Genomic DNA, 18485 nt, shown 5'->3' with positions numbered 1-18485 from the left:
GTGTCGGTATGTGCCATGTGCCCAAGGGCCCGGCTTACGGCCAAGAGACCGCGTTTCGCCGTGTCCTGAACCTGACTTTCCACAACACTGGCCGCCAGATTCAAGCAACACCATAGCATAAGCGCGCCCCCGATCGCAACTCCGCTACGGAACAAACCGTGAACAAGAGTCCCCGCGCCAGGTTTGACGCTTGGCTTCCCGGCATTGCGCGCCGGATCAATCGGCCTCTCGCGAGAGGGCCCATCGCAGAATTGGTTCCGAACCTCACCGGCTTGAAGGGTAAAGCAAGGCATGTATCGTACTCCTTTGTCAGTATGCCCCCAACCTTCCGCGAGCGGAGTGTCGGTATGTGCCATGTGCCCAAGGGCCCGGCTTACGGCCAAGAGACCGCGTTTCGCCGTGTCCTGAACCTGACTAAGAGACGGGTGAACCGCATCTGCAGGCCTACCCACAAAGGGTCGTCTGCCGATAGCAATATACTCAAAGTCATTCCATTTTTCAAGTAGCTATAAGTAAAGCTCGCCAGGGGCAGTGGCTTTGCTAGTCTATAGGCTTGAAAAGCGCGCAAACCTCAGAGTTTAGCCTTTTCTTGGACGTAGTGAGAAATCAAGTTCGGCCTGCCCCCCACCTTCCCCATTGACCTCCCCCCTCCACCGCCTACCCTCTCCCGCGCCACTACGAGGAGAGACCCGTCATGACCACCACCGCCGCCACGCCGGAACAGCTCAAGGGTGAGGATTGGGCAGGCGAGCAGGGGCGCAAGTGGCTCAGCCATATCGACCGGTTCGAGGGGATGATCGCGCCCATCGGCGATGCGCTGCTGGCGCGGGCTGCGATCGCGCCGGGGGAGCAGGTGATCGATCTGGGGTGCGGCGGGGGGCTGACCTCGCTCGCGCTGGCCGAGGCGGTCGGGCCGGAGGGCGCGGTGCTGGGGATCGATATATCGCCCGACCTGATCGAGGAGGCATCGCGGCGCGCCGAGGGGCAGGCGAATATACGTTTCCTCTGCGCCGATGCCGCGACCGTGGCGCTCGATGATGCGCCCTATGACCGGCTGGTCTCGCGCTTCGGGTCGATGTTCTTTGCCGAGCCTTATGCCGCCTTCGCCAACCTGCACGGCCTGCTCAAGCCCGGCGGGCGGATGGATCTGGCGGTCTGGGGGCCGCCGCGCGACAATCCTTGGATGATGGAGCTGATGGGCGTCGCGCGGTCGCATATCGACATCCCCTCGCCTGATCCGCGTGACCCCGGCCCGTTCGCCTTTGCCGATCTCGATTATGTCCGCGATATCCTGGCGCACGCCGGGATTTCCGCGCCCGAGGTGCAAGCCTATCAGGGCGAACAGGCGATCGGCGGCCCCGGCGCGCTACCCGAGGATGCGGCGGATTTCGCGCTCGCCAGCATGGCGATCGGCCGCGCGCTCGCCGAGGCGGGGCCGGAGGTGCTGGAGGCCGCGCGCAACGATCTGCTCGCGCTGTTCACGCGCCACTATCGCGACGGCGAAGGCGTGATGATGAGGAACAAGGTGTGGCTGCTCAGCGCGACGGCCTGACCGCCACGCCGCCCCTTACTCCTGCACGTTTGCCACGTTGTACTTGAACACCTCGTCCTGCGTCAGGCATCGCCGGGTCGACTGATCGCCGCCGCCGCTGCTCGCCACCGCCTTCTGCTTGTACATGATATCGGTCAGCAGCTTGCGCGAGACGCCCATTCGGATCAGGAAGTCATTGTCCTCGCTGGCGAGCAGCGCGCTTTCCTGCTCGATATCGCCGATCAGCTCGACCGTGGTGTCAGTGCCCAGAGCGACCGACTGGTCGATCGCGTCGCGGTCGCCGGTCATGGTGAACATGTGGACCATGAAATTGCCGCCAGGTTCGACCACGCGCAGCTGGCCGCCCATGAACACGAAATTGCACGCGGAAAAGCAGGTCCAGCCCGCCGGAATGCGCGTCACCAGCCCCGGCGTGGAACGGATCAGCCGTCCCGCCGCATTGCCGGCGCGTGCGTTGCCACCGGGCGAGCGCAGCCAGATCTCGCTGATATCGGGATTGTCGGTCAGCGCCTGTTTCAGTCGGTCGGGCAATGTCTGATCGACCGGCCCTTCGGCGAGCAGCACCTTGGCATCGCCCTTCCTGACGACCTTCAGCGCCATGATCTTGTTGTTTGACCAGTCGGGTGCCTTGGGGCAGCTGGGATTGGCCGGGTCCATCGGTGCGGGCGACTGGCCGCACAGCAGCGCGACCGCCGCCAGAGCCAGCCACAGCTTATGCGGTGCGCGCATCAAATCAGGCCTGCGCGATTTCGTAGCGCGCTGCACCCGGCTTCTTGCACATGCGCTTCGACACCGTTGTCTCCTCGCCCTCGACGATGATGACATCGTTGACGTTCATGCAGGTCGATCCATCCGCGAGCTGGGTCTTGCCGACCACGGTCGAGGTGCCCGACACGTCCTTGCGCGTCTCGCTGGTCCAGGACGAGGTGCTGCCGACCTCTTCGCCGCGCGTCGCCTCCAGCGTCGCGTCCGCCGCCTTTTTCTGCTCCTCGGGCTCCAGCTTGCAGGCGATGGCGTCGGTCAGCAGGCCGGCGACCTCGGGCACGGGCAGGAAGCTGGGAAGCCCTGCACGGCTCGCCAGACCGCCGAGCACGCCGCCAAGCACCGACCGTCCTGCGGCCTTGCCCGCGCTGTCGTCGCATCCTGTCGCGGTCTTGCCGCTGCTGCTGGGTCGTGAGCGCAACAGGCCGCCGAACTGGGCCTGGGCAGGGATTGGCAACGCCATGGCCAGCACCGCTGTCAGCGCGGCCGCCTGCATGCCCGATTTCATCAACCTGTTTTCCATCGTTCAGCCTCTCCAGCCAGGAACCGCCAACGACCCTGGACCACATTACCGTAGCGGCAATTTCCGGTCAAACCATGACCCGCATCACAGCCCGGCCCATGCCGCCAGCATAGGCCCGCGCGATCGCTTGCGGATAGGATAATCCCGCCAGCGCGGTGGAAACTCCCAACCTTTGCAGTAAATTAACCAAAATCGTCCACAAGACGCCATGCTTGCCCGCCTCTCGCCATGGTTCCGTTCGCTGTCGGTCAGCTCGCGCACGGCGCTGAGCCTCGCCATCGGCTTCACCCTGATGATCGCCGCAACCGCGCTAGTCGCGTTTTCGCAGGAACGCGCCAAGGCGATCGACGAGTCGCTGGCACGGCTCGACCAGCGCAACGCTGCAGTGGTCAACGAACTCAGCGACCGGTTCGAACGCATCCAGCGGACGCAGACACGGGCGGTCGAACTGTTCCGCGAAGAGCACGCCGCCCTGACCGACGCCGATGCGCGCCGCGCGTTCGAGGCGCTCTATCCGCTGCGTCCTGACGGCACGCGGCGCAGCATCGACGGGATGTTCACCGGCGGCCCGACCGCGATCGGCATGGTGCATGGCATGGCGGGTTTCCTCCCCGCCGGGATCGATCAGGACGATGGCGCGGTGCGCGACATCATGGCCGCGACCCTGGCCATCCGACGCCTGAGCGAGGGCAGCCGTCACGATCTGGAAAGCCTTTACTATTTCACGCCGCGCAACGGCATCGTCATCTTCGCGCCCGACCGGCCCGATCGGCTGGAATTCTATCGCCAGACCGCGCCTGCGGACTTTGCGTTTCAGGATCGCGAATTCGCGACCATTTCGACCATCGCCGCCAATCCTGCGCGCGCGATGCGCTGCACCGGACTGCAATCGCTGATCTCGCTGAAATATCAGGAGGTCTGGACGACGGGCTGCATGACCCCGGTCGATCGCGATGCGCAGCATATCGGCACGTTCGGCACGTCGATGCCGCTAGACGAAATCGCGCCTGCGGGGCGCTTTGCCGATTCCGCAGAGGAAAAGGTGATCCTGATCTCGCGCGAAGGGCGTCTGATCTATCATCCCGGATATACGCGGCAGAACAGCCGCAAGACCGAAGAATATCTCGACATCACGAACAGCGCCCGGCCCGATCTGGCGGCGATCTGGGCGCTGGTGCGTCGCCATGGCCAGAGCGGCTATGTCGGCAAGGCCGACGCGCTGGACGCCTATGTCTCGCTGCACCAGGTGCCTGGCGCGGGCTGGTATGCCCTCACCGTCAAGCCCGAGCAGCTAATCCTGGCCAGGGCACTGCGTCCGATCCCGCGCATCGCGGCCATGGCAGTGATCGCGCTTGCCGGCTGCCTGCTGATCGTGGTGCTGGTACTGCGCCATCTGGTCGCCAAGCCGCTGCGGCGGCTCACGCGCGAGGCGGAACGGATCACGCGCGGCCTGGCCAGCGATGCCATGCTGGAAATGCCGACCGACGATCGCACCGGCAACGAGGTTGCGCGGCTCGTCTCGCGCTTCGAGACGCTGGCCGGTGCGATCCGCACCTCGCATGGCGAACTGGAACAACGCGTCGCCGAACGCACCAGGGCGCTCAACGATGCGAATGAAAAGCTGCGCATCCTTTCCGAGCTAGACCCTCTGACCGGTGTTGCCAACCGCCGCAAGGTGCTGAGCGATCTCGACGCGCGGCTCGAGCGCATGGGCACGGGTGGCGCACTCGCGGTCATCGTGCTCGATATCGACCGGTTCAAGACGATCAACGACCGCCACGGCCATGTCGCAGGCGACGATGCGCTGCGGGCGCTGGCCAGCCGGGTGCAGTCGCTGTTGCGGCCGGGCGACATGATCGGCCGGATGGGCGGCGAGGAGTTCATGGTCATCCTCGACCGCGCGCGGCCGGTCATCGCCGATGCCATTGCCGAACGCATCCGCGCCGCGATCGCGCGCCAGCCGTTCCAGGTGCATGGCAATCTGACGCTCAACATCACCGCCAGCCTGGGCGTGGCATGCTGGAGCGCTGGCGACAGCGCCAAGGGCCTCTATGCGCGCGCCGATGCGGCGCTCTATGAAGCCAAGGCATCGGGACGCAATTGCGCGATCAGCAGCCGCGATCCGCTGCAGGGGCGCAACGCTGCCTGATCCGGCGCGGAGCGCCTGCCCTGTCGGCAGGCCTGGTGCGGGCGGGGGGACTCGAACCCCCATGGGCAAAGCCCGACGGATTTTCTTACCCGCCACGGCTTTCGCCGCCGCGCCGCTTTAAGCGCGTTCGGGGTCTGGACTATCCCTTCACCCTGCCCTGCCAGTCGCAGGGTTTAGGTGCTGCCCGTCTAGTCTCTACACCTTCCCGGCCGCGATGGCCGGGCTTGGCTCGGGATTGCCATTTGACAGGGTTCCCCGAATTTGAGCAGTTCTACGTCGCAGGTTTCCCCGCGCGCACTCACATGATGTTCAAGTCCGTTGCGTCTACCATTTCGCCACGCCCGCACGGCGCAGGGGTCTATAAGCCGGGATGAAGCGGCGCGGCAAGCCTGTAGCTGGCCTGCCGCGTCGGGCCGCTCAATCGGCGTTCAGGCGAGCGCGCATTTCCTTGCCTGGCTTGAAATAGGGAACGCGCTTGGCGGGCACGTCGACGGCTTCGCCCGTACGCGGGTTGCGCCCCTTGCGCGGCTCGCGCGCGCGGGTGGAAAAGGCTCCGAAGCCCCGCAATTCGACCCGTCCCCCTTCGGCCAGTCGCTCGATGATGTTGTCGAAGAAGATATCGAGGATCTTTTCGATCTCGTCTGACCGGAGCCCTGGATTTTCTTCCTCCAGCAGCTGCAGCAGTTCCGATCGTATCATGGTCAATCTCCTGCAATCGATTACACGACGGGATGCCAGAATGCGGCGTCCCTCACACCACATCCCACAATCAATTGACCAGCCCCCCGACAAGCCAATGCGTCTGACCCGTATAACGGAAACGCAGATGCAAGTGCCCAGCGCTGTTGCCAGTCGACAGGCAGATAAATGCTGTCAGAAATCGTGATTGGTTTCAACGCTGTTCTTGGGGGGACTGCTGCTATTCGCGCCAGATTGCACAAAAAAGGGCACCGGCCGACAGCCGATGCCCCTTTTTGAAACGTCACCCGTGCAGCCGCACGGGGATGACCGCAGGATCAGTCTTCGCGCTGCTTGAGAGCGGCGCCGAGAATGTCACCCAGCGACGCGCCCGAGTCGGACGAACCGTACTGAGCCACCGCCTGCTTTTCTTCAGCCAGCTGGTGCGCCTTGACCGAGAAGGTCGGCTTGCGCGAGCGGTCGAAACCGGTGACCATCGCGTCGAGCTTCTGGCCGACCTGGAAGCGGTCGGGACGCTGTTCGTCGCGGTCGCGGCCCAGATCGTTGCGCTTGATGAAGCCGGTCGCGCCGTCTTCGCCGACCTGAACTTCCAGGCCGCCGTCGCGCACTTCGAGCACGGTGACAGTGACGACTTCGTTCTTGCGCAGGTTCGAGCTGTCGGCGCCGCCCACGGCCGGAGCACCCTTTTCGAGCTGCTTCATGCCCAGCGAGATGCGCTCCTTCTCGACATCGACGTCGAGAACGATCGCCTTCACCTGCTCGCCCTTGAGGTGCAGGTTGAGCGCGTCTTCACCCGAGATGCCCCAGGCGATATCCGACATGTGGACCATGCCGTCGACATCGCCATCCAGGCCGATGAACAGACCGAATTCGGTCGCGTTCTTGACTTCGCCCTCGACGACGCTGCCCACCGGGTGCTTTTCTGCAAAGGCGTCCCAGGGGTTCGACTGTGCCTGCTTGAGGCCCAGCGAGATGCGGCGCTTTTCGGCATCGACTTCCAGAACGATGACATCGACTTCCTGGCTGGTCGAAACGATCTTGCCGGGATGGACGTTCTTCTTGGTCCACGACATTTCCGAAACGTGCACCAGACCTTCGATGCCCGGCTCGAGCTCGACGAACGCCCCATATTCGGTGATGTTGGTGACGGCACCCGAAAGCTTCGCACCGACCGGATACTTGACGCTGGCGCCTTCCCACGGATCGCTTTCGAGCTGCTTCATGCCCAGCGAGATGCGCTGCGTATCCTGGTTGATACGGATGATCTGCACCTTGACGGTTTCGCCGATGCTGATCGCTTCGCTCGGGTGGTTGATGCGCTTGTAGCTGATGTCGGTGACGTGCAGCAGGCCGTCGATGCCGCCCAGGTCAACGAACGCACCATAATCGGTGATGTTCTTGACGACGCCGTCGATGATCTGACCTTCGGCCAGCGACTGGATGAGGCCGGTGCGCTGTTCGGCACGGGTTTCTTCCAGAACGGCGCGACGCGACACGACGATGTTGCCGCGACGACGGTCCATCTTGAGAATCTGGAAGGGCTGCGGAATGTCCATCAGCGGGGTGACATCGCGCACGGGGCGGATATCGACCTGGCTGCCGGGCAGGAACGCGACGGCGCCGTCGAGATCGACGGTGAAGCCGCCCTTGACGCGGCCGAAGATCACGCCTTCGACGCGCTTGCCTTCGCCGAATTCATTTTCCAGCTTGTCCCATGCGGCTTCGCGGCGTGCGCGGTCGCGCGACAGCATCGCTTCGCCATCGGCATTCTCGATCCGGTCGACATAGACTTCGACTTCGTCGCCGACCTTGAGGCCATGGTCCTGACCGGGGGCGGCGAACTCGCGCAGCGCCACGCGGCCTTCCGACTTCAGACCGACGTCGATGACGGCCTTGTCGTTTTCGATTGCAGTGACCGTGCCCTTGACGACGCGGCCTTCGAATCCGCCGTCAACGGCAGCGGTGCCGCCCAGCGATTCGTCGAGAAGTGCCGCAAAATCATCGCGGCTGGGAAATGCCGTAGAGGCCATAAATCCAACGTTCCTTAACACAGTTTTGTCCGGCCAGCCGGTTGTCTCCGGCGGTCTTGGCTGAACCTGCCCCCCGGGCCGAATGCACCGGAAAGCGCCCGAAAAGCGCATGTTTGCTTGTGCCAGCAGCAGATATGCAAACAGCGCGAACGCTCGCCCGGACCGCTTGCGGCGCGTGCGATGTTCACGATGATCGAAACATCTAAGGTCGGGCGGCTGGGCCGCCTTCTGTCCTGCCGTTCACCAGCTCTATGGCCCTTTGAACGGCCTGCCCTATAGTCAAATCGCTGGTATCAAGCAAGAGCGCGTCATCGGCTGGCTTGAGCGGCGCGACCGCCCTTCCGGAATCGCGCGCGTCACGTGCGGCGAGGTCTGCCGCGATCTCCTCCAGCGTCACCTGTTCGCCCCGGCTCAGCATCTCGTGATAGCGGCGCGCGGCGCGTGCGGCGACGCTGGCGGTGACAAACAGCTTGGCCGCAGCATCGGGCGCGATCACCGTGCCGATATCGCGCCCGTCGAGCACTGCCCCGCCCGGTTGCGACGCAAACGCCCGCTGCCGCTCGAGCAGCGCCTGGCGAACCGCAGGGTGACGCGAGGCGCGGCTGGCGAGCCCCCCCGCCATCTCGCTGCGCAGATGGTCGTCGCCCAGCAGCGCATCGTCGAACGCGCAACCGGCGAGCGCCTCGTCGGGATTGTCGGGATCGCCGCCCAGCCGCACCGCCATCACGCCGACGGCGCGATAGAGCAGCCCGGTGTCGAGATGCGGCAGCCCGAAATGCTTCGCGAGCGCCCTGGCGATCGTGCCCTTGCCGCTCGCCGTCGGCCCATCGACCGCGATGATCATGGCTGCTTGCCCGCGTCAGCCGCCGCCTGCTGCTCGGCCAGGGCCTTCAGGAAACCCTGCTCCATAGCGCTGTTGAACCGCTGCAACTCGGACGGGTCGACGAACGCGTCCTTTTCTCCCGCCAGCTGCCGCGCGCGCTTTTCGTGCAGGCCGAAGAACATGTCGTGATTGGCGAGGAACACGTCTGCCTGCATCGCGCGCACCTTGGCAAAGCTGGCGCGGTAATTGTCCGCCATGCCGGGATAGGCGGGCGGCACCAGCGACTGGCCGCCCAGCGATGCGCTGCAATGCAGGAAGACCTTGCGAGGGGTGCCGGTGGAATCCTTCGCGGTCAGGCCCCATGAGGTGCATCCCGGCGAGTGGCCCGGCGTCAGATGCGCGGTCAGCGTGGTCCCGCCCAACCTGACCGCATCGCCATCGCCGACCGTGCGATCGACCCGCACCGGCGGAAACAGCGCGTCCTTTGTCGGGCCATGGTCAACATGCCCGGCCTCCAGATAGGGCTTGTCCGCCGCGCTGCCGATGACCTTGGCGCCGCTCGCGCGCTGCAGGCCTGCCAGCCCTGCGGCATGGTCGAAATGGCCATGCGTGTTGAGGATATACTTTACGTCCTTGGGCTCGAAGCCCAGCGTGCGGATATTGTCCAGGATCTGCGGCACCGATTGCGCGAGCGCGCCATCGATCAGCACATGCCCCTCGGGCGTGGTGACCAGGAACACGCCGATCCCGGCGGTGCCGACATAATGAACGTTATCCAGGATGGTGAAAGGGGCCATCCGATCGTTCCAGCGCATCTCGGTCGCGAACTCGCCGACGGGCTCTGCTTCGGCCGCGGCGATCTGCGCATCGCTCGCAAGGCGCGGGGTGGCCATCGGGGCAGAGGCGCAGCCCGTCAGCAGGAGGGTGAAAAGGACGGTTCGTTTCATGATGGTTTCCCCTCGCGCCGCGCACGCAGCGCGCTGATGATCCCCGATAGCGCGATCAGACCCCAGGCAGTCTCGAGAATCACGGCCGCGAGGTTGAAATGCACCGAAAGCGAGATGAGCAGCAGGATCGCCCCTGCCAGGTTGATCGCATTGAACAGCAGCTTGTCGATCTGCCGGGCCCGGTTGGCATAGATGAAGCCGCCCATGAACAGCACGCTGCCGATAATGCCGATGATATTGGCGACAAGCGGGCTCATGCGCGTCCCTGTGCGCTTTCGAGCAGCGTCAGGAAATCTGGGAAGCTGGTCGCGATGGGCCGCGTGTCGTCGACCTCGACGCCCGAATCGCTCACCAGCCCCGCCACCGCAAAGCTCATCGCGATACGGTGGTCGAGCGATGTCGTGATCGGCCCGCCGCCGCGAAGCGCCCTGCCCCCGCTGCCGGTGATGACAAGGCCGTCCTCGCGCTCTTCCACCGCCGCGCCGATCGCCTCGAGCCCACGCGCCATGGTCGCGAGCCGGTCCGATTCCTTGACGCGCAGTTCGTCGAGCCCGGAGGTCACGGTCACGCCCTCGGCCATCGCGGCGGCGATGAAGAAGACCGGAAACTCGTCGACCATGCTTGGCACGATCGCGGGATCGACGGTGATTCCCTTGAGCGCGCTCGCCCGTACGCGCAGGTCCGCCACCGGCTCGCCGCCGACGGTGCGTTCGTTCAATCGCTCGATCTGCCCGCCCATCCCCTCAAGCACGGTGATGATGCCGGTGCGCGTCACGTTCATGCCGACATTCTCGATCACCAGATCCGATCCCGGCACGATCAGCGCGGCGACGATGAAGAATGCGGCGGACGAAGGGTCGCCCGGCACGAAAATGTCCTGCGCCTTGAGATTGCATGGGCCGGTGACCGAGATATGCCGAACCCCGTCCGCATCGACCTCGACCGTCAGCGGCGCGCCGAACCCGGCCAGCATCTTCTCGCTATGGTCGCGCGTCGCCACCGGCTCGATCACGGTGGTGGTGCCCGGCGTGTTGAGCGCGGCGAGCAGGATCGCCGATTTGACCTGCGCCGAGGCGACGGGAAGCCGGTAGGTGATCGGCACCGCCGGCTGCAGCCCGCGCACCATCAGCGGCAGCGTACCGCCAGGGCTGGCGTTGAATTCCGCGCCCATTTCGCCGAGCGGATCGGTAACGCGCGCCATCGGGCGGCGGCTGAGCGATGCGTCACCGGTGAACATCGCGGTGATCGGGTGGCTGGCGACCAGCCCCATCAGCAGCCGGGTCGAGGTACCGCTGTTGCCCATGTCGAGCGCCTGTTCCGGCTGCATCAGCCCGCCCACACCGACGCCGTGCACCGTCCACACGCCATCGTCGCCGCGTGCGATCGTCGCGCCCATCGCCCGCATCGCAGCCGCGGTGGCGAGTACGTCCTCGCCTTCGAGCAAACCTGAAATCCTGCTCTCGCCCACGCACAGCGCCGACAGCATCAGCGCGCGGTGCGAGATCGACTTGTCGCCGGGAACGCGGATCGCGCCGGTCAGCGCAGAGCCTGCGGAAAAGCGGCGCGGGCGCGCCGCCTCGTCAGCGTGATGGGCCATGATGTTCAGTGCATTTCCGTTTGGGCATGGTCTGCCGGGGAGTAAAAGCGACGCAGCTTTTGACAGCGGCACAAAGCTATGGCAAGGCGCACGCCAATTTTCCGGCCGGTGGCGTGCGCGCCGCCTTGCGGAAGCGTGCAACCTTCTCCACATCGATCCATCGATTGAGCTGAAACCGAGGCATTTTTCATGATCAAGCCTGAATGGGGCGCCAAGCACAGCTGCCCGAAATGCGGCACCCGTTTTTACGACCTGGGCAAGGACGACCCCGTATCCTGCATCAACTGCGGCAACAGCTGGACGCCCGAGCCGGTGCTGAAGTCCAAGCAGCCGCTGCCCTTCGAGGAAGAGAAGAAGAAGGTCATCGAGAAGGAGGATGTCGATCTGGCCGATGAGGATCTGGACATCGACGAGGACGGCGATTCGCCCGACAACGATGTCGATCTGGGCGGAGACGACGACCTGGGCGTCGCTGCCGCCGATGATGACGATGAGGAAGGCTGAGCCTTTCCGATCCTAATGCGAAATATTGGCAGGGGGCAAAATTGCCCCTTGCCACCTTCGGATCGCTCGACTAAAGGGCGGTCCTTCCCGACGCCGGGGGGTCAAAAACCGGCGAAGATGGGGCCTTAGCTCAGCTGGGAGAGCGCTACACTGGCAGTGTAGAGGTCAGCGGTTCGATCCCGCTAGGCTCCACCATTTTTCCTCGACATCGCAGGATATCTGGCGTCAGACTTCGCGCTGACGGTGCCCTTTCCCGGGTACCTGCGCGATGTCGGAGGACCATCCTTGAGCACCATCCTGATTGCCGGTGGCACCGGTCTTGTCGGGCGCATCACGCTGGCGAAAGCGCTGGACGATGCGCGTGTTACACAGGTGGTGGCCCCCACCCGGAAAGCGCTGCCCTCGCACCCGAAGCTGGTCAACCCGCTCGTCGACTACGAGGCGCTGCCGCCGGAGGCCGATTGGTGGACGTGCGATGCCGTGATCTGCGCGCTGGGCACGACGCGGGCCAAGGCGGGGTCGGCTGAAGCCTTCCACCGGATCGATCACGATTATCCGCTGATGGTGGCGAGGCACGCACGTGCGCAGGGCGCGCAGGCCCTTGCCCTGGTGTCCGCGATCGGCGCGGATGCCGGCTCGCGGCTGCTCTACAACCGCACCAAGGGCGAGGTCGAGGCGAGCATCGGCGCACTCGCTTATCGCAGCTATACCATCGTCCGCCCCGGGCTGATCGGCGGGCAGCGCGACGAGTTCCGGCCGATGGAGCGCGTGTCCGATGCGGTTCTCGGCGTGCTCGGGACCGTGCTGCCGCGCCAATGGCGGATCAGCCCGGCCGAGAATATCGCCGCCGCGCTGACCGAAGCGGCGCTGGCCGCCAAGCCCGTAAGGCACGTCGTGAGTGCCGCCGAGCTCGCCTGAGCTATTGCTTCGGCGCACCCGACCTGTCGCGGATCGCCTTGAACTCCGATCCCGGCTTCCATTGCGGCCAGCGGGTGGAGTTGGCGAGTTCTGCGCCGATCACCCCGGTGAGCGCAATGTCCTGCACCGCGCCGTCGAGGTTCCAGTCCGGCCCCCAGGCATCGCAGGCCTGGTGATAGCATTGGCCGGTATAGGCATCGATCCACGCCTGGCCCGCCGCGACGCCGCCCGTCTTCAGGTTCGAGGCGCCGGCAATGCCCATCAGCAACATCACCGGCACGCCACGCTTGGCGAAGGAAAAATGGTCGGCGCGGTAGAACAGGCCGCGCTCGGGCAGGCTTTCGGGCGTCACGGTGCGGCCCTGGGTTGCCGCCACGCGCGCCATGTCGTCCTCGAGCGTGTTCTGCCCCTTGCCGACCAGCACCACGTCGTTCGCCGCGCCTGCGGTCTGCAGGATGTCGAGCGCGAGATTGGCGACGGTCTTTTCCATCGGATAGACGGGGTTGGCCGCATAATATTCGGAGCCGAGCAGCCCGCGCTCTTCCGCCGTCCACAGGCCGAACACCACCGAGCGCTCGGGCGCCGGTCCCGCCTTCATCGATCGCGCGATCTCGAACAATCCCGCAATGCCCAGTGCATCGTCATTGGCCCCGGCGCGGTAGATGCGGCCCTGGGCGTCGGGCTTGCCCTGGCCATAGGCATCCCAGTGCGCGCCGAACATCACGACCTCGTCCGGCCGCTTGCTGCCGGTGATCTTGCCGAGCACATTGTGGCTGGTCACGACCTCGGGCTGCACCGGGATATCGGCATTGAGCGTCACGCCCTTCAGTTCCACCGGGCGGAATTGGGGCGACCGCGCCTCGACCTCGAGCTTGGCAAGGTCCAGCCCCGCCGCCGCGAACAGCCGCGCCGCAATGTCCGCCGACAGCCAGCCCTGCAGCCGCACGCTGGTCAGCTTGTCGGGCGCGCGGACGATATCGTAATTCTCGCCGCCGGGGCTGATCACGACATTCCAGCCATAGCCGACGCCCGCCGCATTGTGCACGATCAGCGCGGCGACTGCGCCCTGGCGCGCGGCTTCCTCGAACTTGTAGGTCCAGCGGCCGTAATAGGTCATCGTCCGGTCGCCGAACTTGCCCACCGCCGGTTCGCCCGGCTTGGCGACGAAATCAGGATCGTTGATGAGGAACACCGCGACCTTGCCCTTGAGGTTCGCGCCCTTGAAATCGTCCCAGCCGCGCTCGGGCGCCTTCACGCCATAGCCGACGAACACCAGCGGCGCATTGGCGACGCGCGCGGCGTCTTCGGGGCGGATGGTCGAAAGGTAGATGTCCTCGGCAAGCTTCGGCGCGACCTTCCCCTTGGGCGTCGCGAAATCGAGCGTGCGCGGCGTCTGCAGCCTGGTGTGGAGGAGCGGCACCTTCTGCAGCCACTGGCCGTCAGGCCCCGCCGGCTCCAGCCCCAGTGCCTCGAGACGCGCGATCAGATAGCCGAGCGTCCGCTCCTCGCCGCGCGTGCCGGGCGCACGCCCCTCGAACGTGTCCGACGCGAGCGTGCGGACTGTTTCGACCAGCCGATCGGGATCGACGGTCATCTCGGTCTGGGCATGGACGGGAGCGGCAAGCGCGCCGATGGCGGCGGCGGCGAACAGGATAGGTTTCAGCATAACCCCGTCTTAACGCCGCGCCCTTTTAGCGCAAGCGATCAGGTTCAGGCCGCCTTCGCCGTGTCCACCGGTTCGAGCGAATCTTCTTCCCACAGCTGCTTGGCGCGCTGCACGTCGCTCTCGCTCACCTTGCCGATGCGGTGCGCGATGAAGTCGATGCCATCGATCAGCCACAAGGCAAGCTGCGGCTGAGTCAGGCGATAGACCCGGCTCTGCGCGAAGCTCTCGATCTCGACCAGCCCCAGCGCGCGCAGCACGGCGAGGTGCTGCGACAGACGCGTCGGGGTGATGTCGAGCGCTGCGGCCATCTCGTTCACCGTCTGGTCGCCGATCCGCAGCTTCTGGATCAGCCGGATGCGATCGGGATGCGAAATCTGGCGCAGCACGGTGGCGAGTTCATGGGCAACGATCTTGCGGCTGGGCATCTTATTGTTCTCCAGTGGTGGCAACGAGCCGAAGGGAAGGACGCGGCTGGCGCGGCGACGGGGCCGGTGCTGCCGCAGGAATGGCACGCCATGACAAGCGGGCGCGCGAACGCTGCTCGCCGCCGCGACAGAGCTGGTGAATGAATTCGACGTCGGCCACCTCGGTGACATAGGGCGCGACGGAGCCCCGGCCGGGGGTGATGATGCCGCAATCCCACAGCCGCACGGCGCCCTGCATCAGCCGCTGAGCGGCATGGCCGAGGCCAGCATGGTGCGCTGCGAGCGCGAGCGCCTGCACCAGCAACGGCGCGTTGAGCGGCAGCGTGCCATCCGCCTCGTCGAGCACCTCACCGGTGATCATGCTGACCCCGCGCCGATGCCAGAGCATCGGCCAGGGGGTCCAGATTCCGGTCAGCTCGGCGAGCATCGCAAACACCAGGCTGCGCAGCTCGGGCAGAACGATGATCGCATCCCAGCGTCCGGCATGGCGGACAAGATGGCACAGCGCATCCTCGATCGGCAGAATTTCGATTTCCTGCTGGTCGCGCGTCGCGACGCGTCCCGAGACCAGCAGCTGGCGCACCAGCGCGTTGCGGCGCTGGGCATCGACGACGATGCCGATTCGCTGACGCCCTTCGGCAAGCGCAGCCTGCAGCATCGCCTGCAGGGTTTCCGCGCGCGGCATGGGGGCATCGCAGGCATCGACGGCACAGGCCGCCGGATGGGGCGACATCAGCATCACGTCGAGCGTGCTCGCCTTGAGCGGCTTGCCGGTGCCCTGATCCTGCAGATAGCTTGCGACCCAATCGACCCGCGGCAGCGCTGCATGGCCCCCGGCCTGAAAGGCGACGGGCGAAACATTCTGCCAGGGCTGGAACTGGGGCGCGGCCTTTGCCGCCCGGCGCGGTGCAGCCCATGCGGCAACCTGTCTAAGTGCACCGCCTGGTCGGGCAGGAGCATGCTGCACGTCGATCTCCAGCCAGGCGATGAGCCGCGTCAGCGCATCGCGCCAGTCCTGCGGCACCGGCTCGGCCGGCTCCGCCAGCAGCAGTTGCGATCCGCCGACCAGGCTGAGCGCCGGACGCGGGCCGGTGGAAAGCCCCTGACCGGATTGAACTGCGGGGATCCGGTCAGGGGCAACGCCCGCTTGTGCGACCGCAAGCGAGCGAAGGGGAAGGTCAGGCTGTTCGGGCAATATTTCCATCGAAAGGACCTTTGCGAGCGTCTGGGCTTGGGATGCTGACTAAACGCATTGCGCACATCGCGGAAATTCAATAAAATCGCCCAATCGTTCGATTAAAGCGAACTGCCTGGTGGAACCTTGCCGCATGCACCTCAATTTCAAGCATCTGCGCTATTTCCATGCGGTGGCGCATGACGGCAATCTCACCAACGCCGCGCGGCGGCTCAACGTCTCGCAATCCGCGCTGTCCACCCAGATCAAGCTTCTGGAAGAAAACATTGGCCATCAACTGTTTGAGCGTCGCGGACGGCGGCTCGAACTCACCGAGGCCGGGCGCGTGGCGCTGAACTATGCCGACAGCATGTTCGAGACGGCGAACGAGATGATGGCGACCTTTGCCGGCGGCAGCGGCAGCAGCCGACGGCATCTGCGTGTCGGGGCGCTCTCGACGCTGTCGCGCAATTTCCAGATGCGCTTCCTTGCCCCCATGGTCGGGCGCGACGACGTGCACATGGTGATCCGTTCGGGCTCGCTGCGCGATCTGGTCAAGGCGCTCGAGGCGCACGAGCTCGACGTGCTGCTGACCAACCGCCTGCCCTTTCGCGACAGCGGCACCAACTGGGTCGCGCACCTGGTCGACCAGATTCCGGTGAGCCTGATCGGCCCGCAAAAGGTCGATGTCTCCCGTACCCCGCTACGAGAGTTGCTGATGACCATGCGACTGGTGGTTCCCGCTACGGATTCCGGGGTTCGTGCCGATTTCGACCTGCTGGTCGACCGGCTCGGCATCCTGCCCAATATCATCGCCGAGGCCGATGACATGGCGATGCTGCGCCTGTTGCTGCGCGCCGGAACCGGAGTGGGCGTTGTGCCACCGATCGTGGTGCGCGACGAGCTCAATATCGGCAGCCTGCACGACATCATGGCGATCCCGGGCCTCACCGAATCCTTCTACGCGATGACCCAGTCGCGGCGGTTTCCGCATCCCCTGGTCGATCAGCTGCTCGAAATCGCCAAAATCGCCTAGTTCGGAATTTCAGAACCAAATCTTTATTTCATTGAATTTTCCGTATCGATCGTTCGTCCGTATCCGTTGGCGACACGCGTGCCCCCCGCTGGGGCCAGACGGAGACGGAAAGACGATGGATATCGCCCTTGCCCTGACAATCGGGATCGCCGCATTCACCGGATTGGGTGGTATCGCCCTGCTCGCAGGCGACCGCCACGCCCGCCTGACAGGACGAGCGCTGGAAGCCGCCCTGCTCGCCTGTCTTGGCCTCGCCATCGCGGCGCTGGTGCAACTGATCACCGCAGGACCGGTCACCTCCGAGCTGCTGGTCTGGCAGCATCTGGGGCTTTCCGTCCGGCTCGACGCCGTCAGCCTGCCAGTGACGATCCTGGTCAGTTTTGTCGGCTGGGTCGTGCTGCGCTTCTCGCGCACCTATCTGGGCGACGAACCGCGCCGCGCGCATTTCAAGGCCTGGCTGAGCTTCACGCTGGCCAGCGTGCTGCTGTTCGCGCTGTCGGGCAACCTGCTGCAGCTGGTCCTGTTCTGGATCGCCACCAGCCTGTGCCTGCACAAGCTGCTGCTCTTCTATCCCGATCGTGCCGCTGCACGCCGCGCCGCGCGCAAGAAATATATCACGGCGCGCATCGCCGATGTCGCGCTGGTCGGATCGGCGGCCTTGCTGTTCTGGGTCTATGGCACCGGCGACATCGCCACCATCCTCGATAGCGCGCGCAGCGGCGAGAGCGGCACCGCGATCCGGTTCGCCGTGTTCGGCCTGGCGCTCGCCGCCGTAATCAAGTCGGCGCAGTTCCCGCTGCACGGCTGGCTGACCGAGGTGATGGAAGCGCCGACTCCGGTCTCGGCGCTGCTGCATGCAGGCGTCATCAACGCAGGGGGCTTCCTGCTCATCCGCTTTGCCGATGTCCTGCTGCTGTCGCCCGCGATCATGGCGGGGCTGGTGATGATCGGCGGCTTCACCGCGGTGTTCGGCGGGCTGGTGATGCTCACCCAGCCTGCGGTCAAGACCTCGCTGGCCTGGTCCACCGTTGCGCAGATGGGCTTCATGATCATGCAGTGCGGCCTCGCCCTGTTCCCGCTGGCGATGCTGCACATCATCGCGCACTCGCTCTACAAAGCGCACAGCTTTCTCGCCTCGGGCGGCGCGGTCGAGCGGATCGCCGCGCTGCGGCGGCCTGGTCCGGTCGCCATTCCGGGCGCCAAGGCGGTTACCGGCGCGTTTCTTGCGGCGCTGGCCATCTATGTCGCGATCGGCTTTGCCTTCCGCTTTCAGGATACGTCGCCCCAGTCGATCGCGCTGGGCGCGATCCTGATCTTCGGCATCGCCTATCTGCTGGCCCAGGGCCTCGCCGGAGCCGCCCCCGTCCCGCTGATGCGGCGAATGGTCGTCTATTCGATCGCGGCCTCGCTCGGCTATTTTGCGCTGCATCATGTGGCCGATGCGCTGCTGCTCGGCCCCCTGCCCGCAACGCCTGCGCCCGGACCGCTCGAATGGGTGCTGATGATCCTGGCGGTGGTCAGCTTCGGCTTGGTCGCCATCGCCCAGTCGATGTTCCCGCTCTGGGCCTATCACCCCGCGGCGGCCGGCCTCAGGGTCCACCTTTCCAATGGCCTGTACGCCAACGCGCTGTTCGACCGCATGCTCGGCGGATGGACGCTCAAGCGGTCGCGCTGACACCA

General features: G+C 65.4%; 17 protein-coding genes and 1 tRNA gene. 7 read left to right on the top strand and 11 right to left on the bottom strand.

The window, feature by feature from the left end:
• Window positions 1–694 precede the first annotated feature (694 nt).
• Entirely contained in the window at window positions 695–1552 is an 858-nt protein-coding gene (locus OPU69_RS06565; protein ID WP_498509909.1) for a class I SAM-dependent methyltransferase, read from the top strand.
• Window positions 1553–1567: 15 nt separating this feature from the next.
• Here OPU69_RS06565 and OPU69_RS06560 read toward each other — a convergent pair whose 3' ends face one another.
• Window positions 1568–2281 carry a COG3904 family protein gene (locus OPU69_RS06560; protein ID WP_498509907.1) on the bottom strand — a complete coding sequence of 238 codons (714 nt, stop codon included), beginning with the start codon at window positions 2279–2281 and terminating at the stop codon, window positions 1568–1570.
• Between the two features lie 4 nt (window positions 2282–2285).
• Complete coding sequence (locus OPU69_RS06555; RefSeq protein ID WP_498509905.1) at window positions 2286–2822, bottom strand: hypothetical protein; 537 nt, start codon at window positions 2820–2822, stop codon at window positions 2286–2288.
• A 223-nt stretch (window positions 2823–3045) separates the two neighbouring features.
• On the opposite strand from OPU69_RS06555, the gene OPU69_RS06550 reads away from it, so the two are divergent.
• Complete coding sequence (locus tag OPU69_RS06550) at window positions 3046–4986, top strand: sensor domain-containing diguanylate cyclase (RefSeq protein ID WP_498509903.1); 1941 nt, start codon at window positions 3046–3048, stop codon at window positions 4984–4986.
• Window positions 4987–5403: 417 nt separating this feature from the next.
• Here the strand turns inward: OPU69_RS06550 and OPU69_RS06545 are convergent, their stop codons facing one another.
• From OPU69_RS06545 to aroA, 6 genes are all read right to left on the bottom strand, one after another.
• Complete coding sequence (locus tag OPU69_RS06545) at window positions 5404–5685, bottom strand: integration host factor subunit beta (RefSeq protein ID WP_060979331.1); 282 nt, start codon at window positions 5683–5685, stop codon at window positions 5404–5406.
• 317 nt (window positions 5686–6002) lie between these two features.
• On the bottom strand, window positions 6003–7715 hold the full coding sequence (gene rpsA / locus OPU69_RS06540) for a 30S ribosomal protein S1 (protein ID WP_060979326.1): 1713 nt from the start codon (window positions 7713–7715) through the stop codon (window positions 6003–6005).
• Window positions 7716–7917: 202 nt separating this feature from the next.
• Window positions 7918–8559 (bottom strand): (d)CMP kinase, encoded by a 642-nt coding sequence (locus tag OPU69_RS06535; protein WP_060979325.1) that lies wholly within the window; start codon window positions 8557–8559, stop codon window positions 7918–7920.
• A complete protein-coding gene (gene bla, locus OPU69_RS06530; RefSeq protein ID WP_498509900.1) occupies window positions 8556–9485 on the bottom strand; it encodes a subclass B3 metallo-beta-lactamase in 930 nt (309 codons plus the stop codon). Before bla ends, OPU69_RS06535 begins: the two co-directional genes overlap by 4 nt.
• Entirely contained in the window at window positions 9482–9742 is a 261-nt protein-coding gene (locus OPU69_RS06525; RefSeq protein ID WP_060979323.1) for a CBU_0592 family membrane protein, read from the bottom strand. The genes bla and OPU69_RS06525 overlap by 4 nt, the downstream gene beginning before the upstream one ends.
• Entirely contained in the window at window positions 9739–11082 is a 1344-nt protein-coding gene (gene aroA, locus OPU69_RS06520; protein WP_498509898.1) for a 3-phosphoshikimate 1-carboxyvinyltransferase, read from the bottom strand. Before aroA ends, OPU69_RS06525 begins: the two co-directional genes overlap by 4 nt.
• Window positions 11083–11271: 189 nt before the next feature.
• On the opposite strand from aroA, the gene OPU69_RS06515 reads away from it, so the two are divergent.
• From OPU69_RS06515 to OPU69_RS06505, 3 genes are all read left to right on the top strand, one after another.
• Window positions 11272–11586, top strand: a complete 315-nt coding sequence (locus tag OPU69_RS06515) for a TIGR02300 family protein (RefSeq protein WP_023839428.1) — start codon at window positions 11272–11274, stop codon at window positions 11584–11586.
• A 119-nt stretch (window positions 11587–11705) separates the two neighbouring features.
• Window positions 11706–11781: transfer RNA gene (locus tag OPU69_RS06510), tRNA-Ala, on the top strand.
• A 90-nt stretch (window positions 11782–11871) separates the two neighbouring features.
• Window positions 11872–12504: a Rossmann-fold NAD(P)-binding domain-containing protein gene (locus OPU69_RS06505; protein ID WP_498509896.1), complete on the top strand. Its 633-nt coding sequence runs from the start codon at window positions 11872–11874 to the stop codon at window positions 12502–12504.
• A gap of 1 nt (window position 12505) precedes the next feature.
• Here the strand turns inward: OPU69_RS06505 and OPU69_RS06500 are convergent, their stop codons facing one another.
• The 3 genes from OPU69_RS06500 to OPU69_RS06490 are packed head-to-tail and all read right to left on the bottom strand — an operon-like array spanning window position 12506 to window position 15799.
• Window positions 12506–14170, bottom strand: coding sequence for a M20/M25/M40 family metallo-hydrolase (locus OPU69_RS06500; RefSeq protein WP_498509894.1), 1665 nt, complete (start codon window positions 14168–14170; stop codon window positions 12506–12508).
• Between the two features lie 44 nt (window positions 14171–14214).
• Window positions 14215–14595: an ArsR/SmtB family transcription factor gene (locus OPU69_RS06495; RefSeq protein WP_060979319.1), complete on the bottom strand. Its 381-nt coding sequence runs from the start codon at window positions 14593–14595 to the stop codon at window positions 14215–14217.
• 1 nt (window position 14596) lies between these two features.
• The gene (locus OPU69_RS06490; RefSeq protein ID WP_498509892.1) at window positions 14597–15799 is read right to left on the bottom strand and encodes a hypothetical protein; all 1203 of its coding nucleotides are present in this window, start codon (window positions 15797–15799) and stop codon (window positions 14597–14599) included.
• 124 nt (window positions 15800–15923) lie between these two features.
• Here OPU69_RS06490 and OPU69_RS06485 point away from each other — a divergent pair, with 124 nt between their 5' ends.
• A complete protein-coding gene (locus OPU69_RS06485) occupies window positions 15924–16805 on the top strand; it encodes a LysR family transcriptional regulator (protein ID WP_060979317.1) in 882 nt (293 codons plus the stop codon).
• 115 nt (window positions 16806–16920) lie between these two features.
• Window positions 16921–18480, top strand: coding sequence for a proton-conducting transporter transmembrane domain-containing protein (locus OPU69_RS06480; RefSeq protein ID WP_498509890.1), 1560 nt, complete (start codon window positions 16921–16923; stop codon window positions 18478–18480).
• Window positions 18481–18485: the final 5 nt, after the last annotated feature.

This window comes from Blastomonas sp. 34TW, from assembly GCF_059803595.1.
Note: the sequence above shows the minus strand (reverse complement) of the source record. Positions and strands in the feature narration are given on the sequence as shown.